This is a genomic window from Sphingopyxis sp. H050 (assembly GCF_001468265.1).
Classification (GTDB): domain Bacteria; phylum Pseudomonadota; class Alphaproteobacteria; order Sphingomonadales; family Sphingomonadaceae; genus Sphingopyxis.
This window is the reverse complement of sequence record NZ_LNRZ01000007.1, coordinates 117,188-137,502: the sequence shown is the minus strand read 5'-3', so window position 1 is coordinate 137,502 and position 20,315 is coordinate 117,188. Positions and strand designations below refer to the sequence as shown.

General features: G+C 67.6%; 20 protein-coding genes and 1 pseudogene. 12 read left to right on the top strand and 9 right to left on the bottom strand.

The window, feature by feature from the left end; all coding sequences use genetic code 11:
* Nucleotides 1-25 precede the first annotated feature (25 nt).
* Entirely contained in the window at nucleotides 26-616 is a 591-nt protein-coding gene (locus ATE67_RS15215) for a TetR/AcrR family transcriptional regulator (protein WP_231728185.1), read from the top strand.
* A 3-nt stretch (nucleotides 617-619) separates the two neighbouring features.
* Here the strand turns inward: ATE67_RS15215 and ATE67_RS15210 are convergent, their stop codons facing one another.
* Nucleotides 620-1,993, bottom strand: coding sequence for a M20/M25/M40 family metallo-hydrolase (locus ATE67_RS15210; RefSeq protein WP_058817513.1), 1,374 nt, complete (start codon nucleotides 1,991-1,993; stop codon nucleotides 620-622).
* 217 nt (nucleotides 1,994-2,210) lie between these two features.
* On the bottom strand, nucleotides 2,211-2,801 hold the full coding sequence (locus tag ATE67_RS15205) for a TetR/AcrR family transcriptional regulator (RefSeq protein WP_058817512.1): 591 nt from the start codon (nucleotides 2,799-2,801) through the stop codon (nucleotides 2,211-2,213).
* 76 nt (nucleotides 2,802-2,877) lie between these two features.
* Between ATE67_RS15205 and bdcA the strand changes: the two genes are divergently transcribed.
* Nucleotides 2,878-3,591 (top strand): SDR family oxidoreductase, encoded by a 714-nt coding sequence (gene bdcA / locus ATE67_RS15200; protein ID WP_058817511.1) that lies wholly within the window; start codon nucleotides 2,878-2,880, stop codon nucleotides 3,589-3,591.
* Between the two features lie 236 nt (nucleotides 3,592-3,827).
* Here bdcA and nth read toward each other — a convergent pair whose 3' ends face one another.
* From nth to dapB, 3 genes are all read right to left on the bottom strand, one after another.
* Nucleotides 3,828-4,484 carry an endonuclease III gene (nth, locus tag ATE67_RS15195; RefSeq protein ID WP_058817510.1) on the bottom strand — a complete coding sequence of 219 codons (657 nt, stop codon included), beginning with the start codon at nucleotides 4,482-4,484 and terminating at the stop codon, nucleotides 3,828-3,830.
* The gene (locus tag ATE67_RS15190) at nucleotides 4,481-5,659 is read right to left on the bottom strand and encodes a M48 family metalloprotease (RefSeq protein WP_058817509.1); all 1,179 of its coding nucleotides are present in this window, start codon (nucleotides 5,657-5,659) and stop codon (nucleotides 4,481-4,483) included. The genes nth and ATE67_RS15190 overlap by 4 nt, the downstream gene beginning before the upstream one ends.
* Before the next feature lie 61 nt (nucleotides 5,660-5,720).
* Nucleotides 5,721-6,446: a 4-hydroxy-tetrahydrodipicolinate reductase gene (gene dapB / locus ATE67_RS15185; RefSeq protein ID WP_058817508.1), complete on the bottom strand. Its 726-nt coding sequence runs from the start codon at nucleotides 6,444-6,446 to the stop codon at nucleotides 5,721-5,723.
* A 109-nt stretch (nucleotides 6,447-6,555) separates the two neighbouring features.
* Between dapB and ATE67_RS15180 the strand changes: the two genes are divergently transcribed.
* Nucleotides 6,556-7,260, top strand: coding sequence for an NAD-dependent deacylase (locus tag ATE67_RS15180; RefSeq protein ID WP_058817507.1), 705 nt, complete (start codon nucleotides 6,556-6,558; stop codon nucleotides 7,258-7,260).
* Here ATE67_RS15180 and tadA read toward each other — a convergent pair.
* Nucleotides 7,257-7,712 (bottom strand): tRNA adenosine(34) deaminase TadA, encoded by a 456-nt coding sequence (gene tadA / locus ATE67_RS15175; RefSeq protein ID WP_058817506.1) that lies wholly within the window; start codon nucleotides 7,710-7,712, stop codon nucleotides 7,257-7,259. The two genes, ATE67_RS15180 and tadA, sit on opposite strands and share 4 nt — an antisense overlap.
* Before the next feature lie 128 nt (nucleotides 7,713-7,840).
* On the opposite strand from tadA, the gene rpmB reads away from it, so the two are divergent.
* Nucleotides 7,841-8,134, top strand: coding sequence for a 50S ribosomal protein L28 (gene rpmB / locus ATE67_RS15170; protein WP_058817589.1), 294 nt, complete (start codon nucleotides 7,841-7,843; stop codon nucleotides 8,132-8,134).
* 37 nt (nucleotides 8,135-8,171) lie between these two features.
* Here rpmB and ATE67_RS15165 read toward each other — a convergent pair whose 3' ends face one another.
* Nucleotides 8,172-9,158, bottom strand: a complete 987-nt coding sequence (locus tag ATE67_RS15165; protein ID WP_058817505.1) for an esterase-like activity of phytase family protein — start codon at nucleotides 9,156-9,158, stop codon at nucleotides 8,172-8,174.
* 174 nt (nucleotides 9,159-9,332) lie between these two features.
* Between ATE67_RS15165 and ATE67_RS15160 the strand changes: the two genes are divergently transcribed.
* The 8 genes and pseudogenes from ATE67_RS15160 to ATE67_RS15125 form a co-directional block, all read left to right on the top strand.
* Nucleotides 9,333-9,728 carry a glycine zipper 2TM domain-containing protein gene (locus tag ATE67_RS15160; RefSeq protein WP_058817504.1) on the top strand — a complete coding sequence of 132 codons (396 nt, stop codon included), beginning with the start codon at nucleotides 9,333-9,335 and terminating at the stop codon, nucleotides 9,726-9,728.
* Nucleotides 9,729-9,932: 204 nt separating this feature from the next.
* Complete coding sequence (locus ATE67_RS15155; protein ID WP_058817503.1) at nucleotides 9,933-11,036, top strand: Ppx/GppA phosphatase family protein; 1,104 nt, start codon at nucleotides 9,933-9,935, stop codon at nucleotides 11,034-11,036.
* On the top strand, nucleotides 11,033-11,743 hold the full coding sequence (locus ATE67_RS15150) for an RlmE family RNA methyltransferase (RefSeq protein WP_058817502.1): 711 nt from the start codon (nucleotides 11,033-11,035) through the stop codon (nucleotides 11,741-11,743). The genes ATE67_RS15155 and ATE67_RS15150 overlap by 4 nt, the downstream gene beginning before the upstream one ends.
* Before the next feature lie 318 nt (nucleotides 11,744-12,061).
* Nucleotides 12,062-13,516, top strand: a complete 1,455-nt coding sequence (locus ATE67_RS15145) for a S41 family peptidase (RefSeq protein ID WP_058817501.1) — start codon at nucleotides 12,062-12,064, stop codon at nucleotides 13,514-13,516.
* Nucleotides 13,517-13,574: 58 nt separating this feature from the next.
* Nucleotides 13,575-14,186 carry a TetR/AcrR family transcriptional regulator gene (locus ATE67_RS15140; RefSeq protein ID WP_058817500.1) on the top strand — a complete coding sequence of 204 codons (612 nt, stop codon included), beginning with the start codon at nucleotides 13,575-13,577 and terminating at the stop codon, nucleotides 14,184-14,186.
* Between the two features lie 290 nt (nucleotides 14,187-14,476).
* On the top strand, nucleotides 14,477-14,890 hold the full coding sequence (locus ATE67_RS15135; protein WP_058817499.1) for a hypothetical protein: 414 nt from the start codon (nucleotides 14,477-14,479) through the stop codon (nucleotides 14,888-14,890).
* A gap of 4 nt (nucleotides 14,891-14,894) precedes the next feature.
* Nucleotides 14,895-16,175, top strand: a complete 1,281-nt coding sequence (locus tag ATE67_RS15130; protein ID WP_058817498.1) for an efflux RND transporter periplasmic adaptor subunit — start codon at nucleotides 14,895-14,897, stop codon at nucleotides 16,173-16,175.
* Nucleotides 16,176-16,277: 102 nt separating this feature from the next.
* Nucleotides 16,278-17,765, top strand: a pseudogene (locus tag ATE67_RS15125) (efflux RND transporter permease subunit); the annotation flags it as partial.
* Here ATE67_RS15125 and ATE67_RS15120 read toward each other — a convergent pair.
* A complete protein-coding gene (locus tag ATE67_RS15120; protein ID WP_058817497.1) occupies nucleotides 17,681-18,994 on the bottom strand; it encodes a ParB/RepB/Spo0J family partition protein in 1,314 nt (437 codons plus the stop codon). The pseudogene ATE67_RS15125 and the gene ATE67_RS15120 overlap by 85 nt on opposite strands.
* Nucleotides 18,995-19,115: 121 nt before the next feature.
* A complete protein-coding gene (locus ATE67_RS15115) occupies nucleotides 19,116-20,309 on the bottom strand; it encodes a hypothetical protein (protein ID WP_058817496.1) in 1,194 nt (397 codons plus the stop codon).
* Nucleotides 20,310-20,315: the final 6 nt, after the last annotated feature.

Below are 20,315 nucleotides of genomic sequence, written 5' to 3'. Positions count from 1 at the left end.
CCTTGTTGTACATATGTATAACAAGATGACCGCCGTTCGCCAAGCCTTTACGCGCGAAAGCGCCGATGCCCGCCGGGCGGACCTGGTCGAGGCGACCACGGCGGTGCTTGCCCAAGCGGGGCTGGCGGGGACGAACGTGCGCGCGATCTGTGCCAAGGCGGGGGTGTCGCCGGGGCTGCTGCGCCATTATTTCGCGGGCATCGACGATCTGGTCGCCGCGACCTATCAGGCGACGAGCGACCGGATGGATGCGATTTTCGCCGCAGCGGTCGCGGATGCGGGCGCCGACCCGCGCGTGCGGCTGACCGCCTATCTCACCGCAAGCTTTCGCCCGCCCGTCACCGATCCCGAACTGCTCGGCGCGTGGACCGCCTTCTGGGCGCTGGCGCGGAGCGATGCGCGAATGGCGGCGATCCACGCGGAAAGTTACGCCGGCTATCGCGAGCGGCTGGGCGAGTTGCTGGCCGCGTGCGGCGCCGCCGACGCCGACCGGCTGGCGATCATGCTGACCGCGATGGTCGACGGGCTGTGGCTCGAACTGTCGCTCGACGCCGGAAGTTTCGGCGCCGAGGCGGCGGCCCAGATGGTCGAGCGCGCGGTCGGCGCACTCGTCTGATCCTTATTTCGACAGATCGCGCAGCAGGCTGTCCCAATGCGCGAGCGCCGGGGCGATTGCGTCGACCGGGACGCGCTCGTTGAGCCCGTGGGCATAGCTGTCGCTGGCCTTCGAAAAGAGGCCCGCAACGCCGTAGCTCGGCACGCCCTGGATGCGGAAATGATAGCTGTCGGTCGCGCCCGCGCTCATCGACGGGATGATCGGCAAGCCCGGCGCGCGGGCGTGGACCGCCTTGGTCACCGCCGCGACGACGTCGGGGCGCAGCGGCGAGGCGTCGCTGGCGCTGGCATCCGGATCGGTGTTCACCTTGACCCCCGGGTCGCCGATGACCTTTTCGAGTTCGGCGCGAACCGTTTCGACCGGGACGCCGGGGAAGATGCGGCAATTGATGTTGGCCGTCGCGCGCTGGGGGAGCGCGTTCTCGGCATGGCCGCCCTTCACCAGCGTCGGCACGCAGGTGGTGCCGATCTGGCCGATATATTCGGGATCGGCGCGGATCGCGGCGATCGCGTTCGCGTCGCCGGGGTTCGCGGCAAAGGCTTTCAGCGCGGCGCCAATGTCGCCGCCGACCTGATCGGCGACGATCGGCATGCCGACCTTGGTCAGCTCGTTCTGCTGCGGCGTGAAGCGATAGGCGCCGATCTTCGCGAGCGCTTCGGACAGCTCGGCGATCGCATTGACCGCCCCGGGGCGCGAGCTGTGCCCGCCGGGGTTGGTGACTTCGAGCGTGAAGTCGGCATAGGTCTTCTCGCCCGCCTGCAGCCCGTAATATTTGGGCTTGCCGTCCTCGCCGATCAGCCCGCCGCCGCCGTCGCCGTTCAGCGCGAACTCGGCGTTCTTGTATTTGGCCGCGAGCGCGCGCGTCGTCGTCATCGAGGTTTCCTCGTCGCCCGAGAGCAGCAGGATGATCGAGCGCTTGGGCTTGAAACCGTCCTTCTTCAATTGCGCCATCGTCGCGACCATCATCGAGACGTCGAACTTGTTATCCTCCGACCCGCGGCCGAAAATATAGCCATTCTCCTCGACGGGCACGAAGGGATCGCGCGTCCAGTCCTTCGGATCGGCCTCGACGACGTCCATATGGCCGAGCAGGACGATCGGCTTTTGCCTGGTCGTGCCGTGCAGGGTCGCGGCGAAGGTCGCGGTCTCGCCCATGGGGGTGATTTCGATATCGGCGTCGCTGTAGCCCGCCGCCTTCAGCACGCTCGCGTAATAGGCCGCCAGCTCGGGCACCTTGCCGCGGCCCATCACCGTCGGGATCGCGATGCTGTCCTTCAGGATCTTTTTCGCCGCGTCGGTATCGGCGGGCTTGGCGTGGACGGGCGCCGCGGCCAGCAGGGCGGCGGCGAGGGCGATGGGGGCGGTAAGGTTTCGCATGGCAACGGGTTATGGCGCGTCGCGCGCGTTGCGCAAGGGGAGTCGCGCGCGGCGCAAGGGCGACGACAAATGGGCCGCGCAAAGACGCGGGGGCCGGGCCAACTTTCCGGGCCGGCCAGCGCCCGCAGGCGGCCAAAAGGCGCGCCCCGCGATTTGGTGCACGGACGCGCGCCATGGACCAACCGCTTCGCGTCATTCGTCTTTGCGCGAACCCTCTTCAGGCCGGCAGGATTTCCCCGAGCGCGTGTCGGGCGAGGCGCGCGGTCGCGAGGAGGCGCGGCAGGTCGTGACCGCTGCGCGCCTTGGCCGACAGGCCCGCCATCGTGGTGCTGACGAAATCGGTGACGGCGTCGGCGGCGTCGGGATGACGGGCGGCGACATAGGCGCGGATGAAGGCCTCGGCATCCGCATTGAAGGCGCGCGCCGCTTCGCGCGCGCCGTCGTCGTGACAGCGCGTGCCTTCCAGCACGAGGCAGCCGCCCGCCGCCGGATCGGCGGCGTAACGGCGCGCCGCCTCCTCCAGCATCGCGGCCAGCGCATCGGCGACCGCGACGTCGGGGCGCAGGATGTCGGCGAGCGGAATCGCCGCGGTGTCGGTCCAGTGATCGAGCACGCGCCGATACAGGCCGGCCTTGCTGCCGAAGGCGGCGTAGAAACTGGGCGGATTGATGCCGAGCGCGTCGGTGACGTCGGCGACGCTGACCGCGTCGTAGCCGCGGGCATGGAACAGCTGCTGCGCGGTGGCGACCGCCGCGTCGGGGTCGAAACGGCGTGGGCGGCCGCGCGGACGGGAATTATTTGTAGTCACTGTTACAAAACACCTTGACGATAGCCTTCGCGAATTTATTTAGTGATCCCTACATTAATAAGCAAGGAATCTTCCCATGTCCGACTTTCAAGGAAAATCCGTTCTCGTCCTCGGCGGCAGCCGCGGGATCGGCGCGGCGATCGTCCGCCGTTTCGCGGCCGACGGCGCCAAGGTCGTCTTCACCTATAATGGGTCGCAGGCCGCCGCCGAGCAGCTGGCAGCGGAGACCGGGACGACGGCGGCGGCGACCGACAGCGGCGATCGCGACGCGGTGATTGCGCGCGTGCGCGACAGCGGGCCGCTCGATATTCTGGTCGTCAATGCCGGCTTCGCGCTGTTCGGCGACGCGCTCGACCTCGACCCCGACGAGGTCGACCGGCTGATCCGCGTCAACGTCAACGCCCCCTATCATGCATCGGTCGAGGCGGCGCGGCAGATGCCCGAGGGCGGCCGCGTCATCGTGATCGGATCGGTCAACGGCGACCGCATGCCCGTGCCCGGCATGGCCTCCTATGCGCTCAGCAAATCGGCGCTCCAGGGCATGGCGCGCGGGCTGGCGCGCGATTTCGGGCCGCGCGGGATCACCATCAACATCGTGCAACCGGGCCCGGTGGACACCGACGCCAATCCCGAGGACGGCCCGATGCGCGAGCTGATGCACGGCTTTATGGCGATCAAGCGCCATGGGCGCCCCGAGGAGGTCGCGGGCATGGTGGCGTGGCTGGCCGGCCCCGAGGCGGGTTTCGTCACCGGCGCGATGCACACGATCGACGGCGCGTTCGGGGCCTAGTCGGCGGGGCCTAGTGGGCGGGGCGGTCCAAGAACGGGTGGTTGCGGTCGCTCCTGATCCTCCCTGCGGCGAAGCCGTGGGGAGGGGGACCACCCGAAGGGTGGTGGAGGGGCTCACGCCCCAAACGTCCGCGCCAGCCCGCCGCCCCTCCACCATGTTTCGTATGGTCCCCCTCCCCATCGCTTCGCGACAGGGAGGATCAGGATGGTCCGTTCACCACCCCAAAGCGGCCACCCTTATCCCGCCTTCCACCCCTTCGGCGCCGGGGTCTTGGGCTTGAACCGGCACAGGTCGATCACCGGGCAGCGCCAGCATTCGGGGGTGCGCGCCTTGCAGATGTAGCGGCCGTGGAGGATCAGCCAATGGTGGGCGCCGACGCGGAAGGGCTGCGGGGTTTGCTTGTCGAGCTTCTTCTCGACCGCGAGCGGCGTTTTCCCCGGCGCGAGGCCGGTGCGGTTGCCGACGCGGAAGATATGCGTGTCGACCGCGAAGGTCTCCGCCCCGAAAGCGCAGTTCATCACGACGTTGGCGGTCTTGCGCCCGACGCCGGGCAGCTCGACGAGCGTGTCGCGGTCGGCAGGCACCTCGCCGCCAAAATCACGAACGAGGATTTCGCTGAGCGCGATGACATTCTTCGCCTTGGCATTGAACAGCCCGATCGTCTTGATGTGCTGCTTGAGGCCGTCTTCGCCGAGGTCGACCATTTGCTGGGGCGTCTTCACCGCCTGAAACAGCCGCCGCGTCGCCTTGTTCACCCCGACGTCGGTCGCCTGCGCCGACAGCACGACGGCGACGAGCAGCTGGTAGATGTTGCCGAACTCGAGCTCGGTCTCCGGACTGGGGTTGAGCTCGGCGAGACGGCGGTAGAATTCGAAGATGTCGGCCTTCTTCATTCGGGTGCCGGGGTTTCGGCCGGCGGGTGCGCCGCCTTCCACTCCATCGCCGCGCGCACGCGCCGTTCGACCGAGGGGTGCGAGTAGAAGATAAACTCCTCGACCGGGTTCGGACGCGGATTGCGATATTCGGCGGTCTTGACGAGCGCGCTCGCCATCGCGTCGGGCAGGTTCACCGTCTGCACCGAATAAAGGTCGGCCTCGGTCTCTCCCGTCCGGACGAGATAGTTCTGCACCGGCAGCGCGAGGAAGCCGAAGAGCGAGAGGATGAACATCATCACCGGGAAGCCGCGCGGATCGCCGACCTGGGCGTCGCTGCCGAACGCCCGTGCGATCCGCCCGAAGAGCCGGTCGGCGAGGAAGAAGAGCAGGATCGCGAGCAGCGAGAAGGCGATCACCATCCGCCAGACCTGGCCGAGGACATAATGGCCGATCTCGTGCCCGGTGACGGCGCGCACCTCGTCAAGCGAGGCGCCCTTCATCGCGACGTCGGAGATGGCGATGCGCGCCGAATGACCGATGCCCGAGACATTGGCGGTGAAATTGTTCGACTGACGCGAGCCGTCGAACATGTAGATTCGGCCGGGGTCGATCCCCGCTTCCTTCGCCTGGACGACGAGCGCGTCGCGCACCGGCCCCGCGGGCACCGGCTTGTAATCGTTGAACAGCGGCTCGATCAGGACCGGCGACAGCAGCAGCACCGTGGAAATCGCGAAGGCGGCGAGGCCGCCCGACCAGATCCACCAGCGCTTGCCGGCGCGGCGGATCAGCGCATAGATGCCGAGGAAGAAGAGCGCGCCGAAGAGCGCGCCGATCACGATGCCGATCGCGCCCTGCCCCAGCCAGTCGCCGAGCGGCTGGCTGGTGCGGCCATAGGCGGTCTCGCGCCACCAGCCGGTGTAGATATCCCACGGCAAGGTCACGATCGCCGAGAGCAGCAGGAAGGCGGCGCAGACGAGGAAGGTGCGGAGCGCAAAACCGCGCTTGGCGAGCCTTGCGTCGATCCGGTCGATGATGCGCAGGCGGATGAAGAGCAGGGCGACGAGCGCCGCGACGACAACGCTCCAGAAGCTCAGCCATTCGCTGCCCCGGGTATAATCGGCGGCCTTGGCGAGCGCCTCGGGCCCGAGCGCGTCGATAGTGGCCTTGGTCGCGGCGGCGGGATCGAAACTCATGGCAGTCCTCCAGCTGTATTGTCTTTATAGTACACACAGAGAGGCAGCGCGCAAGCCGGGTTCAGAGCCCCAGCACCTGGGGCATCGTGTAACGGCCGGGCTTCTGGTGTACCAGCCACAGCGCCGCGCGGACGGCGCCGCGCGCGAAGATCATGCGGTTCTCGGCGCGGTGCGAGAGGGTGATCATCTCCTCCGGCCCCGCGAAGATCACATCGTGATCGCCCGCGACGGTGCCGCCGCGTAAGGACGCGAAGCCGATCTTGCCATGGCCGCGCGCGCCGGTGAGGCCGTCGCGGCCGCGTTCGGAGCAGGTCGCGAGGTCGATCTTCCGCCCTTCGGCGGCCGCCTGTCCCAGAAGCAGCGCGGTGCCGCTCGGCGCGTCGACCTTGCGGCCGTGGTGCATCTCGAGGATCTCGATATCCCATTCGGGGTCGAGCCGCGCCGCCGCCTCGCGCACGAGATGCGCGAGGAGAGTGACGCCGAGCGAGGTGTTGCCGGTCTGGAGCACCGCGATGTCCTGCGCCGCGTCGTCGATCAGATAATGATGGCGTTCCTCGAGCCCGGTGGTGCCGATGACGATCGGGGTCTTCGCGGCGATACAGGCGTCGAGCGTCGCCTCGAGCGCGGCGGGCGACGAGAAATCGACGAGGACATCGGCGTCGGAGGCCAGCCGCACGACATTGCCGCCCTTGTCGACGCCGCAGCTGCGCTGGCCCGCCTCGGAAATCGCCGCGGCGAGCGCGACGCCCATCCGTCCTTCGCTGCCGATGATGCCGATGCTGGTCATGACCCCAAATCCCCGTTTGCCCTGAGCTTGTCGAAGGGCCGCACTTGTTCCATCACCGCCATAAGAGGAAGGACGGTCCTTCGACAAGCTCAGGACGAACGGAGTTAGTGTGTCCCCGATCCAAAACATCGTCATCCTGACCGGCGCCGGGGTTTCGGCCGAGAGCGGCATCGATACCTTTCGCGATGCGGGCGGCCTGTGGGAACAGCACCGCGTCGAGGACGTCGCGACGCCCGAGGCGTTCGCGCGCGATCCGGACCTGGTGCTGCGCTTTTACGACATGCGGCGCGCGGCGATCCAGACGAAGGCGCCGAACGCGGCGCACTTCGCCTTGGCGAAGCTCGACGCCGAATGGCCGGGAGAGCTGCTGATCGTGACGCAGAATGTCGACGATCTGCACGAGCGCGCGGGGGCGCGGCGGCTCCTTCACATGCACGGCGAGCATCTCAATGCCTGGTGCACCGCGTGCGATGCGCGGCTGCCGTGGACGGGGCCGTTGATCGATCGGCCCGCCTGTCCGGGCTGCGGCGCCGCAGGGTCGCTGCGTCCCGACATCGTCTGGTTCGGCGAGATGCCGTACCGGATAGACGAGATTTACTACGCCATCAACCGCGCCGACCTGTTCGTGTCGATCGGCACCTCGGGCGCGGTCTATCCCGCCGCGGGCTTCGTGCGCGAGGCGCGGGCGGCGGGCGCGCGGACGCTGGAGCTCAATATGGAGCCGAGCCAGGGGAGCCATTGGTTCGACGAGGCGCGGCATGGACCGGCGACCGAGCTGGTGCCGGCGTGGGTAGACGAGATGCTGGGCGGCTAGCGCCGTGCGGCGAAGAAATCCCTGAGCAGCTCCGCGGCCTCGCCCGCGCCGAGGCCGTCGTAGATTTCCGGGCGGTGGTGGATCGTCGGCTGCGCGAAGATACGCGGGCCGTGGACGACCGCGCCGCCCTTCGCATCGTCGGCGGCATAATAGAGCCGCGCGATGCGGGCGTGGGCGATCGCGCCGGCGCACATCGCGCAGGGCTCGAGCGTGACATAGAGGTCGCAGCCGTCGAGGCGCTCGTTGCCGAGCTTTGCCGCGGCGGCGCGAATCGCGACGATTTCGGCGTGCGCGGTCGGGTCGTGCGATTCGCGCGGGCGATTGTGGCCCTCGGCGATGATCTGCCCGTCCTTGACGATCACCGCGCCGACGGGCACTTCGCCCCATTCGGCGGCGATACGCGCCAAGTCCAGCGCGCGGCGCATCGGTTCGGGAAGCGGGAATTGAGCCATTTCCCCCCGCTAATCGCTTGACGAATCTCCGGCAAGCCGATAAGCGCGCGCCTTTCCCGGCCCATCCGGTCCTTTCGGTGCCTTTCGGCCCAACCGGCACGCCGCCCATTGATTCGAGGAAGAAGACCATGTCGCGCATTTGCGAACTGACCGGTAAGGGCCGCCAGGTTGGCCACAATGTCAGCCACGCCAACAACAAGACCAAGCGGACCTTTCTGCCCAACCTGCAGAATGTGACGCTGCTGTCGGATGCGCTCGGCAAGGGTTTCAAGCTGCGCGTGTCGACGCATGGCCTGCGCACCGTCGAGCATAACGGCGGCCTCGACAACTGGCTGCTGAAGGCCGGCGACGACCAGCTGTCGGCTTCGGCGCGCAAGCTGAAGAAGGAAGTCGCGAAGAAGCTGGCCGAAAAGGCCGCCTAAGCTTTCCAAGCCTGTCGAATCGCAGAAGGCCGCCGGTTCACCGCGCGGCCTTTTTGCTGTCCGGCAGATCGACAAGCTCGAACTTGACGAGCAGGCTGCGCTGCCAGCTGTTGAAATTGTCGTCGGCGACGAGCCAGACGAAGGTGCGGCCCTTCTCCGTGACGACGGCGGCGCCCTCGTAATTCTCGGCGAGCGCGCCCGGAACGCGGCCGATGCGTTGCGACCTGATCACGCCGCCGGCGCGAATCTTCGCCGGATCGACGACCGCAAGGATCGTCGTAAAGACGGGCGACAGCCCGAGCCGCCGGTGAACGAGCAACACGCCGCCGTCGGGCAGCGGCGCGGCGTCGCTGACCAGTCCCTTGCCTTCCGAATCATAGAAAAAGCGCAGCGGCGGCTTGCCTGGCCGGGTCGGATCGCCCCCATATAAGAGCGCCTCGCGTCCGCGCGGATCGTCGTCGGCATCCTCGGAAAAGATCAGGAAGCGCCCGTCGGCGAGCCGCACCATCGCCTCGGGGCCCCGGTTCTTCGGCCAGGCCGGCGCGGGCAAGGTTCGGCGCGCTTCGACCCGCGTCATCGCGACATCGAGCCGCCAGATTTCGTTCAGCCATTCCAGCGCAACCCAACTCTTGCCGGTGGCGGGGTCGACCGTCATCGCCTCGACATCGCTCTGCGACTTGCGCCGCGCCTTCCCATCGGGCGTCGGGAGCAGCGCGATACTGGCGTCGGAGACCCGGCCTTCGTCGCTCAACGTCAGTTGCGCCAGATAGCCGCCATCGCTGACGAGCCGGAAGCGGCCCGGCGCCGGGATAGCCAGCGCGGAGAAGCCGCCAAACATGCTGTTGCGACTCGCCAGGCGCCAGCCTTCGACGAATCGCAGCATGCCGGTTCCGTCCGCCTGGTGGCGCAGGCGTTTCGCGGTGATCACCTGCGATTTAAGGTCGGTGTCCTGAAAACGCTGATGCGTCCCGGCGACCGGGCCGATGGCCAGAAAAATCACGGCAGCGAAAAGGAGGCGGCGCATCGCGGCGGCGATAGGGCCGATGGGCGGCCCTTCGCAAGCGGCAAGGCGTGAAAAGCGTCGCCAAAGCTGAACGGCAGCCAACAGCGACGTTCAGGCTTCACTCAAAGCGACGGGTCCATAACCCCTTTATCGATCCACCGCCCCTTCCGGGCTGACAGATGAGATTGAAGGAGAATGAAGATGAAAAAGATGGTGACCCTCTCCCTCGCCGCCCTGATGTCGACCGCGACGCTGGGCGTGGCTGCTCCGGCTGCGGCGCAGCCGGGCTATTACAACGGCGGCTATGAGCAGAACTATGTGCGCTATGACCGTAACGATCGTCGCGACTATCGCGGGTACGACCGCCGCGACTACCGCAATGATCGTCGGAACTACCGGAACGATCGCCGCAACTATCGCCAGTGCGACAACGGCACCGGCGGCACCGTGATCGGCGCGATCGCGGGTGGTCTCGCCGGCCATGAAATCGCCGGCCGCGGCGACCGCACGGTCGGCACGATCATCGGCGGCGCTGTCGGCGCCCTCGCCGGCCGCGCGATCGACAAGAGCAACGACGGCTGCCGCCGCTAACGGGTAAAGACGGCTGCCGGAACGAAGGCAGACCCGAACCCCAATAAACTCTCTTTCCTCCCTTTGCCCCGTCCGGCCACGCCGGGCGGGGCTTTTGCTGTCCGGGCGCGGGGTTGCCTAAACGGCGGCGGGGGCCTAATCTCGGCCCCAAGTGCTCGTCCGCGCATCCGCGGACGCGTGAGAGAAAAGACAGGTTATCCAGCCATGCGCCAAATGGCAGCGCCCTCAGGGCGACCGCCGCGGCCGGGTTCGAGAACGGGACCGGCGGCGAAGGGACGAAACAAGGATGGGGCTTCTTCCCGCCCCGTGCCGGTCGTGCGGCCCCGCAGCTACGCCGCGATCGACCTTGGCACCAACAATTGCCGGTTGCTGATCGCGCGTCCGCAGGACGGCGAACTGGTCGTGATCGACGCATTTTCGCGCATCGTGCGGCTCGGCGAGGGCTTGCACCATAGCGGACGGATCAGCGATGCGGCGATGGACCGCACCGTCGCGGCGCTGGCGATCTGCGCCGACAAGCTGCGCCGCCGTCACGTCACCTTGTCGCGCGCGGTCGCGACCGAGGCGTGCCGCCGCGCATCGAACGGCGCCGAATTGGCGGAGCGCGTGAAGCGCGAAACGGGGATCGCGCTCGACATCATCTCGGCCGCCGAGGAAGCGCGACTCGCCGCGCTCGGCTGCCACAATCTGATGGAGCCCGGCGACGGCCCCGCGCTGATTTTCGACATCGGGGGCGGTTCGACCGAGCTGATGCATGTCGACGTGTCCGACCATGACGTACAGATCCGCGACTGGGTCAGCGTGCCGTGGGGCGTCGTGTCGCTCACCGAACATGCGTCGTGCACCGACAACAGCCTGGCCGCGCGGCAGGCGAGCTATGCCCATATGCGCGCCGTGACGAGCAAGGCCTTTGCCGACTTTGCCCAGCGGGCGACGCGCTTTGCGGGCCAGCCGCTGCGCCTGCTGGGGACCAGCGGGACGGTGACGACGCTGGCCAGCGTCTTCCTGGACCTGCCGCGCTACGACAGGCGCGCGGTCGACGGGCTGGTCGTGCCATGCGACGCGATGCGCGACATCAGCCGCCGCCTTGCCGAGGCGAGCCTGGACGACCGCGCCGAGATTGCCTGCATCGGCCGCGAGCGCGCCGATCTGGTGGTCGCGGGCTGCGCGATCCTGGAGAGCATCATCGACCTGTGGCCCGCGGCGCGCGTCGGGGTCGCGGACCGCGGGATTCGTGAGGGTATCTTGCGCACGCTCGCGATGCAGGGCCGCGACATTCCGGTCACGCGGCGCGAATTCCGCAAATGACCGGCGGCGGCAAGAAGAGCGGCGGCGGTTCGGGTCGCGGCGGCCTGCATGTGCGGGTCAAGACGGCGCGCAAGCGCAGCACCTCGTCGACGCGCTGGCTGCAGCGCCAGCTCAACGACCCCTATGTGCGCCGCGCGCAGGCCGAGGGCTATCGTTCGCGCGCCGCGTACAAGCTGATCGAGCTCGACGAGAAATTCGGCTTCCTCAAGAAAGCCCGCGCCGTCGTCGATCTGGGGATCACGCCGGGCGGCTGGTCGCAAGTGGTGCGCCAGACAAATCCGCGCGCCCGCGTCGCGGGGATCGACCTGCTTGCCTGCGAGCCGATCGAGGGCGTCGAAATCCTCGAGATGGATTTCATGGACGATGCCGCGCCCGACGCATTGATCGAGGCGCTGGGCAGCGCGCCCGACCTGGTCATTTCCGACATGGCGGCGAACACGGTCGGCCATCCGCAGACCGATCACCTGCGCACCATCGGGCTTGCCGAGACCGCCGCCGATTTCGCGGTGCAGACTTTGCAGCCCGGCGGCGCCTTCGTCGCCAAGGTTTTCGCAGGGGGCGCCGACCGCGAATTGCTGACCGTCCTCAAGCAGAATTTCGCGACCGTGAAGCACGCCAAGCCGCCCGCCAGCCGCAAGGGATCGCCCGAGCTGTATGTGGTCGCGCAGGGCTTCAAGGGGCGCGGTGCGGGGGTGTCGGACGCGTGACCTGCCCGTTCTGCCGGTAGCAGTTTTGGGGTGGGAACAAGACGATCCTCCCCACTTGTGGGGAGGTGGCAGCGCGAAGCGCTGACGGAGGGGGGTGGCGTCCTCAAGCCGCGCTTCAAGCCGACAGCCCCCTCCACCACCCGCTTCGCGGGCGGTCCCCCTCCCCGCAAGCGGGGAGGAGCTTTATGTCCCCTTCCGCCCGAAAGCCGACATCCCCCCCGCCCCCCGGGGCGCCGAAAGTCCTTTCATCGCTTCTTCATTTTCAATTCAAGTCGGGCGCATTATGGTCCAAGCATATTGATTAGTCCGGGGAAAAATATGCGTCGCAGCATCGCATCGCTGACCGTCCTGTCGTTGCTGCTCGCCTCGTGCGGCGGCGGGGGCGGCAGCACCGGCGGCGGCGGCGGTCCGGTGACCGTCACGCCCACGCCGACGCCCACCCCGACAACCGCAGGCTGCGGCCTGTCGGCGCGCCAGACGTTCGCCAAGGCGGTGATCGACGAATGGTATCTGTTCCCGAGCGACGTCGCGGCCGGGGTCAATCCCGCAAGCTTCACCGACGTCCAGACCTATATCGACGCGCTGGTCGCGCCGGCGCGGGCGCTGAACAAGGATCGTTTCTTCACCTACATCACCTCGATCGCCGAGGAGAACGCCTTTTTCAATAGCGGGTCGAGCGCCGGTTTCGGCGTGCGGCTGAGCTATGATGCGGCGAGCCAGAGCGTCGTCATCGCCGAAGCCTATGAGACCGCGCCGGCCTTTGCCGCGGGGATCGACCGCGGCGCGCGGATCACCGCGATCGGCACCAACGCGTCGAACCTCCGCACCGTCGCGAACATCGTGGCGGCGGAGGGCACCGCCGGCATCACCAACGCGCTGGGGCCGAGCGATCCCGGTGTGACGCGGCTGCTGCGCGTCGTCGACGCCAGCGGGACGCGCGACATCAGCGTGACCAAGGCCGATTATGCGCTCGACCCGATCTCCGACCGCTATGGCGCCAAGATCATCGCCGATGGCGGGCGCAATTACGGCTATCTGAACCTGCGCACCTTCATCTCGTCGGCAAACCCGCAGCTGCGGGCGGCTTTCCAGAATTTCCGCAACCAGGGCGTCACCGACATCATCATCGACTTTCGCTACAACGGCGGCGGGCTGGTCTCGACCGCCGAGCTGATGGGCGACCTGCTCGGGCGCAATCGCAGTGCGTCGGAGGTTTTCTCGCAGACCAATTTCCGCGCGTCCAAATCGGTCGAAAACACGCGCCACTTCTTCACCGCCCAGCCCGAATCGATTGCGCCGACGCGCATCGCCTTCATCGGCACCGGATCGACCGCCTCGGCCAGCGAGCTGGTGATCAATTCGATGCTGCCCTATCTGGGCACCAACATGACGCTGGTCGGCAGCAACACCTTCGGCAAGCCGGTCGGCCAGATCGCGCTCGACAAGGCCGAATGCGACGACCGCCTGCGCGTGGTCGCCTTCGCGACCGGCAATGCGACCGGTCAAAGCGACTATTACAGCGGCCTCGCGCCGAAGATCACGAACAGCTGCGCCGCCGCGGATGACCTGACGGTCCAGCTCGGCGACGCGAACGAAGCCTCGATCCGGGCCGCGATCGACTTCCTGGCGGGCCGCGCCTGCACGACGCGGATCGCCGAAGCGCCGAGCGGGCTTAGAGCGCAGAGCCTGAACGAACGCGTCGTCGCCGAACCCGAGATGCTCGTCCCCGAGCAGCCGCGCGCGGCGCAACGCGAACTGCCGGGGCTGTTCTGACGCTCTGCCCTGTTCCGGCACTGGACTTTTCGCCGCGGCCTATTATATACCGCTCGTTATGGAAGTCGAAACTGTCCCTGCGGTCAAAGGCCGCCCGCGTGAATTTTGTGTCGATCAGGCGCTCGCGCAAGCCCTGCACGTCTTTTGGGCGAAGGGGTATGACGGCGCGTCGATGACCGACCTCACCGAGGCGATGGGGATTACCAAGCCCAGCCTCTATGCCGCGTTCGGAAACAAGGAAGCCTTGTTTCACAAGGCTTTGGACCTCTACGAAGCCGAAAAGCTCGAATATACGCGCGCCGCGCTCCAGCAGCCGACGGCGCGCAAGGTCGCCGAATATTATCTGCGCAGCGGGGTCGATGTCCACGCCGCCGAGGGCGATCCGCACGGCTGTATGGGCCTGATGAGTTCGCTCGCGTGCAGCCCCGAGGCCGAGTCGATCAAGGCCGATGTGATCCGCCGCCGCGCCTCGTCGCAGCGCGCGCTCGTCGAGCGGTTCGAGCAGGCGAAGCGCGAGGGCGACCTGCCCGCGCATATCGACGCCGAAGGGCTGATGAGCTTTCTTTACGCGATCCTGCAGGGGATCACGGTGCAGGCCGGCGCGGGCGCGACGCGCGCCGAGCTGGAGAAGCTGGTCGACACCAGTCTCGCGCTCTGGCCGAGCGCCTGAATTTTTTTCGATACCGATCGGTACAAAACTCCTTGACAAGATGAACGGGAGCTTTATATACCGCTTAGTACAGATGAGCAGGACGCAGAAATCGCCGTCAGAAGCGACCGGACTGTCATTCCGTACCGACCTGATTTCTTAGGTCAGCCCAGACATATTCCGCGGGATATCGCGCTGCCATAGGCTTGGCGGCGATCGGTCTCCTGTATCCGAAATCTCCCCTCGCCGGGCGCAAGCGTCCCGGGGTGTAAGCCCCCTTGCGCCCGGCAAATCGATCCAGGAGGACGATCATGGCCTATCTTGCTTTGAACGACGGGGTCGCCAGCGCCATCGCGCCGGCCGGCCTGTCCCAGACCTTCTCCCCCCCTGCTGTAGCGCCCAAGGCCGAACATCCCGCCGGCTTTTCGGCGCTCGAATGGTCGGTCGTGATGCTCGCGCGTCACGACCGGCCGACGAGCCTGCGCGAACCGGGGCGTTTCCAGACTTTCCTCGGCCGCCTGCTCGGCCACGGCTTCAACCGCCGCCTCGCCGACCCGAAGCTCGAGGCGCTGCGCCGCATGGCGGTGCTGACCTGGCACCACAGCTATTCGGTGCCGAAGAGCGAACTCCAGTCCTTCTTCGCCGCGGGCTTCACGACCGACCATTATGAACTGCTCGGCAAGCGCGTGGCCGAAGTCCACGTCGCCCGCCTCTTCCGAAAGTAGACCGATGAACATGCTCTCCCCGATCACGCGCGACGAGACGGCCGAAGCCGCCGTCGCGCCCACCGCCCAGCCGCCGCGCCGCTGGCGTCAGGGCCTGAAATACGGGCTTCCGCTCGCGCTGCTCGTCGCCGCCGGCTGGGGTCTGACCCAGCGTGACACCCCCGCCAACGCCGCGCCGCCGATGCCGGTGGTCACCGTCGCCGCGCCGCTGGTCCGCGACATCACCGAGTGGGACGATTATGTCGGCCGCTTCGAGGCGAGCCGCGCGGTCGAGGTGCGCCCGCGCGTGTCGGGCCAGCTCGTCGGCGTCCACTTCACCGACGGCCAGATCGTCCGCAAGGGCCAGCTGCTCTTCACCCTCGATGCCCGCCCGTTCGCCGCCGCGCTCGCCGAGGCGCGCGCCGAGGCGGCGAGCGCGCGCAGCGAACTGGCGCTGGCGCAGACCAATCTTGCCCGCGCCAACCGGCTGGTCGCAGACGAGGCGGTGTCGCAGAGCGATATCGACCAGCTGAACGCCAAGGTGCGCGCCGCGTCCGCTGCGCTCGCCGCCGCCGACGCGCGCGTCCGCTCGCGCGCGCTCGACATGGAGTTCACGCAGGTCCGCGCGCCGATCGGCGGCCGGATTTCCGACCGCCGCGTCGATGCGGGCAATCTGGTGGCCGCGGGCGAGGGGGCGGGCGGCAGCCTGCTCACCACGATCAACGCGCTCGACCCGATCTACTTCAACTTCGACGCCTCGGAGGCGCTGTTCCTGAAGGCGCAGCGCGAGCGCCAGGCCGGCGGCGCCGCGGCGCAGCAGGTCGAGATCCGGCTGCAGGATGAAAGCGACTATCGCTGGAAGGGCCGCGTCGATTTCGCCGACAATGCGATCAACGCCAATTCGGGCACGCTGCGCGTCCGCGCGGTGATCGACAATCCCGACTATTTCCTGACCCCCGGCATGTTCGGCAATATGCGCCTGGCGCAGGGCGGGACGGTGTCGGCGCTGCTCGTCCCCGACGCCGCGGTGCGCACCGACCAGGCGCGCAAGCAGCTATTCGTCGTCGGCAACGACGGCACCGTCGCGGCGCGGCCGGTCGAGACCGGCCCGCTCGTCGCGGGCCTCCGCGTCATCCGTTCGGGGCTGAAGCCCGGCGAGCGGGTGATCGTGCAGGGCATCCAGTTCGCCCAGCCCGGCGCCAAGGTGACCGCAAAGCCGACGACCATCCAGCCCAAGGCCGCGCCCGCTGCGCCGGCAGGGGCGAGCCAATCGCCCGCCGCGTCGCAGGCGACGCTGGCGCCCTAAGTCCGCGAATCCGATCCGCGAGCCGCGCCGGCCCCGTCCGGCGCGGCCTCGCCCACCCGATTGCACCATCTTGCCGGCCCCGACGGGCCGAGGAGGCCCGCCATGCGTCTCAGCCATTTCTTCATCCGCCGCCCGATCTTCGCGGGCGTGATCGCGATCATCATCACGATCGTCGGCGCCTTCGCCTATTTCGGGCTGCCGGTATCGCAATTCCCCGCGGTCGTCCCGCCGACCGTCACGGTCAGCGCCAACTATCCCGGCGCCTCGGCCGAGACCGTCGCCGACACCGTCGCGGCGCCGATCGAGCAGCAGATCAACGGCGTCGACAACATGCTGTACCAGTCGTCGCAATCGACCGGCGACGGGCGGGTGACGATCACCGTCACCTTCAAGCTCGGCACCGACCTCGATACCGCGCAGGTGCTCGTCCAGAACCGCGTCGCGCTCGCCGAACCCAGCCTGCCCGAGGAAGTGCGGCGGCAGGGCGTCGTCGTGCGCAAGACCTCGCCCTCGTGGCTGATGGCGGTCAATGTGCTGTCGCCCGACGGCTCGCTCGATCGCAGCTATGTCTCCAACTATGCGCTGACCCAGCTCAAGGACCGGCTGACCCGCGTCGATGGCATCGGCGACGTGCAGGTGTTCGGCGCGCGCGACTATGCGATGCGCGTGTGGATCGACCCCGGCCGCGCGGCAGAACTGAACCTCACCGCGGGCGACATCGTGTCGGCGCTGCGCGCGCAGAATGTCCAGGTCGCCGCCGGCACCGTCGGCCAGCCGCCGTTCGACACCGGCGCCGCGCACCAGCTGAGCGTCGAGACGCAGGGCCGCTTCAAGACCGCCGATGAATTCGCGAACATCATCGTGCGCACCGCGCCCGACGGCGCGATCACGCGCCTCAGCGACGTCGCGCGCGTCGAGCTGGGGGCCGAGGATTATGGCGTGAACGCCTATCTGTCGGGCCAGGATTCGATCATCATGGGGGTCACCCAGCGGCCGGGCACCAATGCGCTCGCCGCCGCCGAGGGGATCAAGGCCGAGCTGGCCGACGCCGCGAAGAGCTTTCCCAAGGGGCTCGAGTACAAGATCATCTGGAACCCGACCGAGTTCATCAGCGAATCGATGACCGCGGTGCAGAAGACGCTGCTCGAAGCGATGCTGCTCGTCGTCATCGTCATCCTGGTCTTCCTGCAAAGCTGGCGCGCCGCGATCATCCCGGTCATCGCGATCCCGGTGTCGCTGATCGGCACCTTCGCGGTGCTCGCCGGGCTCGGCTATTCGCTCAACACGCTGTCGATGTTCGGGCTGGTGCTCGCGATCGGCATCGTCGTCGACGACGCGATCGTCGTCGTCGAGAATGTCGAGCGCAACATGGAGCACGGCCTCAGCCCCCGCGAAGCCGCGCACACCTCGATGGACGAGGTGTCGGGCGCGCTGGTCGCGATCGTGCTCGTGCTCTGCGCGGTGTTCGTGCCGACGACCTTCCTCACCGGGATCACCGGCGAATTCTATCGCCAGTTCGCGGTGACGATCGCCACCGCCACGGTCATCTCGCTGGTCCCAGCCCCCTGCACGTCATCGTCGATCGCGTCGCCGGCTGCACCCTCGCCCTCGGAGGCCCCATCCTCGGCGGGCGCTTGCGGCTCGTCCTCGGGCCGCACGAAGCCGCGTTCGATATGCAGCGACCCGTCGACATCGATGCTGACGAAGGTCCCGGCGATCGCCATTTCTTCAGGATCGTAGATCAGCGGCTTCGAGACGAGCGGGGCGATCTCTTCGTCGATCGCCTCGATCCGGGCGCTGATTTCATCGGGGATGTCCTCGGCCCCCGCCCATTCGTCTTCGAGCCGGTCGGCTTCTTCGCGCAACGCTTCGATCCGGGCTTCGTCCTCGGCGCTCGTCTCGGCCGCAACACCATCGATCGGACGGTGACCGAAAGTGTGGCCATAAGGGAAGTCAACCGCGGTCTCGACCCACTTCCAGCCTTCGGCCGCGATACCGGCCACTTCGGCTTCGAGCTTCTCGGCTTGCAGCCGGTCGAGCAGCGCGACGTCCTCAAGCCAGCCGCCGTCATCGCTTTCGAAAAGATCGCGAAGAATATGTCCGCCGGCTTCGCGGTAGGCGTCGAGCGTGACGAACAGAACGCGCTTGTCCGATGCCCGCACCTTGTCCTCGGTCGGGCGCGCGCGGATATACCAGGGCTGCTGGGTGTGGCTCGAGGCGAGCATGTCCCACACCTGCTCCTGCCTTGCGTGATCGCTCGACACCGAAAAGGCCATCAGCTGTTCGAGCGTCATGCCGTCCTCGGCATAGATGTCGTGCAGCTTGGGCGAGACCTCGGCGAGCTTGAGACGCTGTTTCACGACCGCCGGCGTGACCATGAAGGTGGCCGCGATCGTTTCGACGTCGCTGCCCTGTTCGACGAGCTTCTGCATCGACCGAAACTGATCGAGCGGATGCAGCGGCTCGCGGTGGACATTCTCGGCGAGCGAATCTTCTTCGGCCGACACGGCGTCATCGTCGCGGACGATGCACGGGACGGGCTCGGTCTTCGCCAGGCGCCGCTGCTTCACCAGCATCTGGAGTGCGCGGAAGCGGCGGCCGCCGGCCGGGACTTCGAAATGCCCGGTCTCCTTGCCCTCCTCGTCGCGCTGCGCGCGAACCGTCAGGCTCTGGAGCAATCCGCGCCGCGCGATGTCCGCCGCCAGGCTGTCGATCGACACCCCGGCTTTCACGCGCCGCACATTGGCCTGGCTCAGAACGAGGGCGTTGAAGGGGATTTCCCGCGCGCCGCTGAGCGTGATTTTTGCCTGTTTCGTCATGATGCTTCTCCATGACAGGCCGCCGCGAGACTCTCTCCCGGCTCCCAGCCCGTCATGGCTCCGGCGCAGCCCTCTCCCTCTGAAGGGACAGGACCGCGCCGGCGGCGAACGCGAGGCAGGATCAGTGTACCGAGGCCAGAAGTTTCGCCCCCTTGGCTTCGAGCTCGAGCCGTCCGTCCTGATGCGGACGCTCGCGGGCCAGCGCGGTGATCCCCTGCACGAAGTCAAAGATCGATGCGGGCGGGTGCCCCTCTTCCTGCAGCACGCTGCGAATGATCCGATCGCTTTCGCCCTTCGAGAAGCCGCGTTTGCGCAGGAAGGTCCGCCGATCGTCATCATCGCGCGCGACGATCGCCGCGCGAGCCGCCTTGATCCCGTTCATGAAGGACCCGGGCGACGACGAGGCGAAGCGTTCGAGCGCGGGCGCCGCTTCCTGCGCGAAGCGTCCTGCCGCAAACTTGCTGTGCCGGATGCTGATTTCCTCGAAACCCTCGGCGCCCCAGATGTTACGGTTCATGCAGACGGCGCGAAGATAGAAGGTCGCCATGCCGAGGGCTTTCGACCCGACTTCGCTATTCCAGCAATAGAAGCCGCGGAAGAAGAGATCGGGATCGCCATTGGGCAGGCGACCGGCCTCGATCGGGTTGGCGTCATCGACAAGGAAGACGAAGACGTCGCGATCGCTGGCATAGAGCGTCGTCGTATCCTTCGTGACCTCGACGAAGGGATTGTGGTGCATCGTCGACCAGTCGAGGAGCCCCGGCACCTTCCACCGTGTATCGCCGGTGCCATTGCCTGCGATCTTCATAACCGCGGCGACGAGTTCGTGATCCCAGATGCGGCCATAGTCGGGGCCGGTCACGGCCCGCAGCTCGGTGCGCCCGTCGCCTGTCTCGAGCGTCTTCACCAATTCACCGCGATGGGCGAGCAGGCCGTGCTGCATGTTGATACCCGCCAGGGCGGCGGGAAGCTGGCGCAGATAGCCGGACGGCGCGCCGACGAGGCTGCACATTTGCCCGAACGACCAGTGCGTGGGCGCAACGGGCGCCTCGCGATCGGGAAGGAGCAGGCTCAGCCGTTCGGGCTCGTCGGCCGCTGCGACGACGCGGATAGCGCGCGTTTCGACGGTGCGCGCGGTCGCGGTGTCGACCCGGGCGCGCACGGCATCATGAAGGTCGGAGAGGGAAAGATAGCGCTCGTCGTCGGGCCGCGAGAACCATTCGGACGAGACGCGGCCGATGCGCTGGCCGCGCGAGATGTCGACCTTGTAGCCCGGCGACGAATTGCGGGCGAGGGTGCTGGGATGAAGTGTCATGGCGTG

What these genes read in the sequence shown, in the direction of transcription:
- ATE67_RS15190 (WP_058817509.1), bottom strand. Translation starts at nt 5,659, where the DNA reads ATGAGTTTCGATCCCGCCGCCGCGACCAAGGCCACTATCGACGCGCTC.
- ATE67_RS15215 (WP_231728185.1), top strand. Translation starts at nt 26, where the DNA reads ATGACCGCCGTTCGCCAAGCCTTTACGCGCGAAAGCGCCGATGCCCGC.
- bdcA (WP_058817511.1), top strand. Translation starts at nt 2,878, where the DNA reads ATGTCCGACTTTCAAGGAAAATCCGTTCTCGTCCTCGGCGGCAGCCGC.
- ATE67_RS15120 (WP_058817497.1), bottom strand. Translation starts at nt 18,994, where the DNA reads ATGACGAAACAGGCAAAAATCACGCTCAGCGGCGCGCGGGAAATCCCC.
- ATE67_RS15140 (WP_058817500.1), top strand. Translation starts at nt 13,575, where the DNA reads ATGGAAGTCGAAACTGTCCCTGCGGTCAAAGGCCGCCCGCGTGAATTT.
- ATE67_RS15210 (WP_058817513.1), bottom strand. Translation starts at nt 1,993, where the DNA reads ATGCGAAACCTTACCGCCCCCATCGCCCTCGCCGCCGCCCTGCTGGCC.
- ATE67_RS15145 (WP_058817501.1), top strand. Translation starts at nt 12,062, where the DNA reads ATGCGTCGCAGCATCGCATCGCTGACCGTCCTGTCGTTGCTGCTCGCC.
- ATE67_RS15160 (WP_058817504.1), top strand. Translation starts at nt 9,333, where the DNA reads ATGAAGATGAAAAAGATGGTGACCCTCTCCCTCGCCGCCCTGATGTCG.
- ATE67_RS15135 (WP_058817499.1), top strand. Translation starts at nt 14,477, where the DNA reads ATGGCCTATCTTGCTTTGAACGACGGGGTCGCCAGCGCCATCGCGCCG.
- tadA (WP_058817506.1), bottom strand. Translation starts at nt 7,712, where the DNA reads ATGGCTCAATTCCCGCTTCCCGAACCGATGCGCCGCGCGCTGGACTTG.
- ATE67_RS15165 (WP_058817505.1), bottom strand. Translation starts at nt 9,158, where the DNA reads ATGCGCCGCCTCCTTTTCGCTGCCGTGATTTTTCTGGCCATCGGCCCG.
- nth (WP_058817510.1), bottom strand. Translation starts at nt 4,484, where the DNA reads ATGAAGAAGGCCGACATCTTCGAATTCTACCGCCGTCTCGCCGAGCTC.
- rpmB (WP_058817589.1), top strand. Translation starts at nt 7,841, where the DNA reads ATGTCGCGCATTTGCGAACTGACCGGTAAGGGCCGCCAGGTTGGCCAC.
- ATE67_RS15130 (WP_058817498.1), top strand. Translation starts at nt 14,895, where the DNA reads ATGAACATGCTCTCCCCGATCACGCGCGACGAGACGGCCGAAGCCGCC.
- ATE67_RS15150 (WP_058817502.1), top strand. Translation starts at nt 11,033, where the DNA reads ATGACCGGCGGCGGCAAGAAGAGCGGCGGCGGTTCGGGTCGCGGCGGC.
- ATE67_RS15155 (WP_058817503.1), top strand. Translation starts at nt 9,933, where the DNA reads ATGCGCCAAATGGCAGCGCCCTCAGGGCGACCGCCGCGGCCGGGTTCG.
- dapB (WP_058817508.1), bottom strand. Translation starts at nt 6,446, where the DNA reads ATGACCAGCATCGGCATCATCGGCAGCGAAGGACGGATGGGCGTCGCG.
- ATE67_RS15115 (WP_058817496.1), bottom strand. Translation starts at nt 20,309, where the DNA reads ATGACACTTCATCCCAGCACCCTCGCCCGCAATTCGTCGCCGGGCTAC.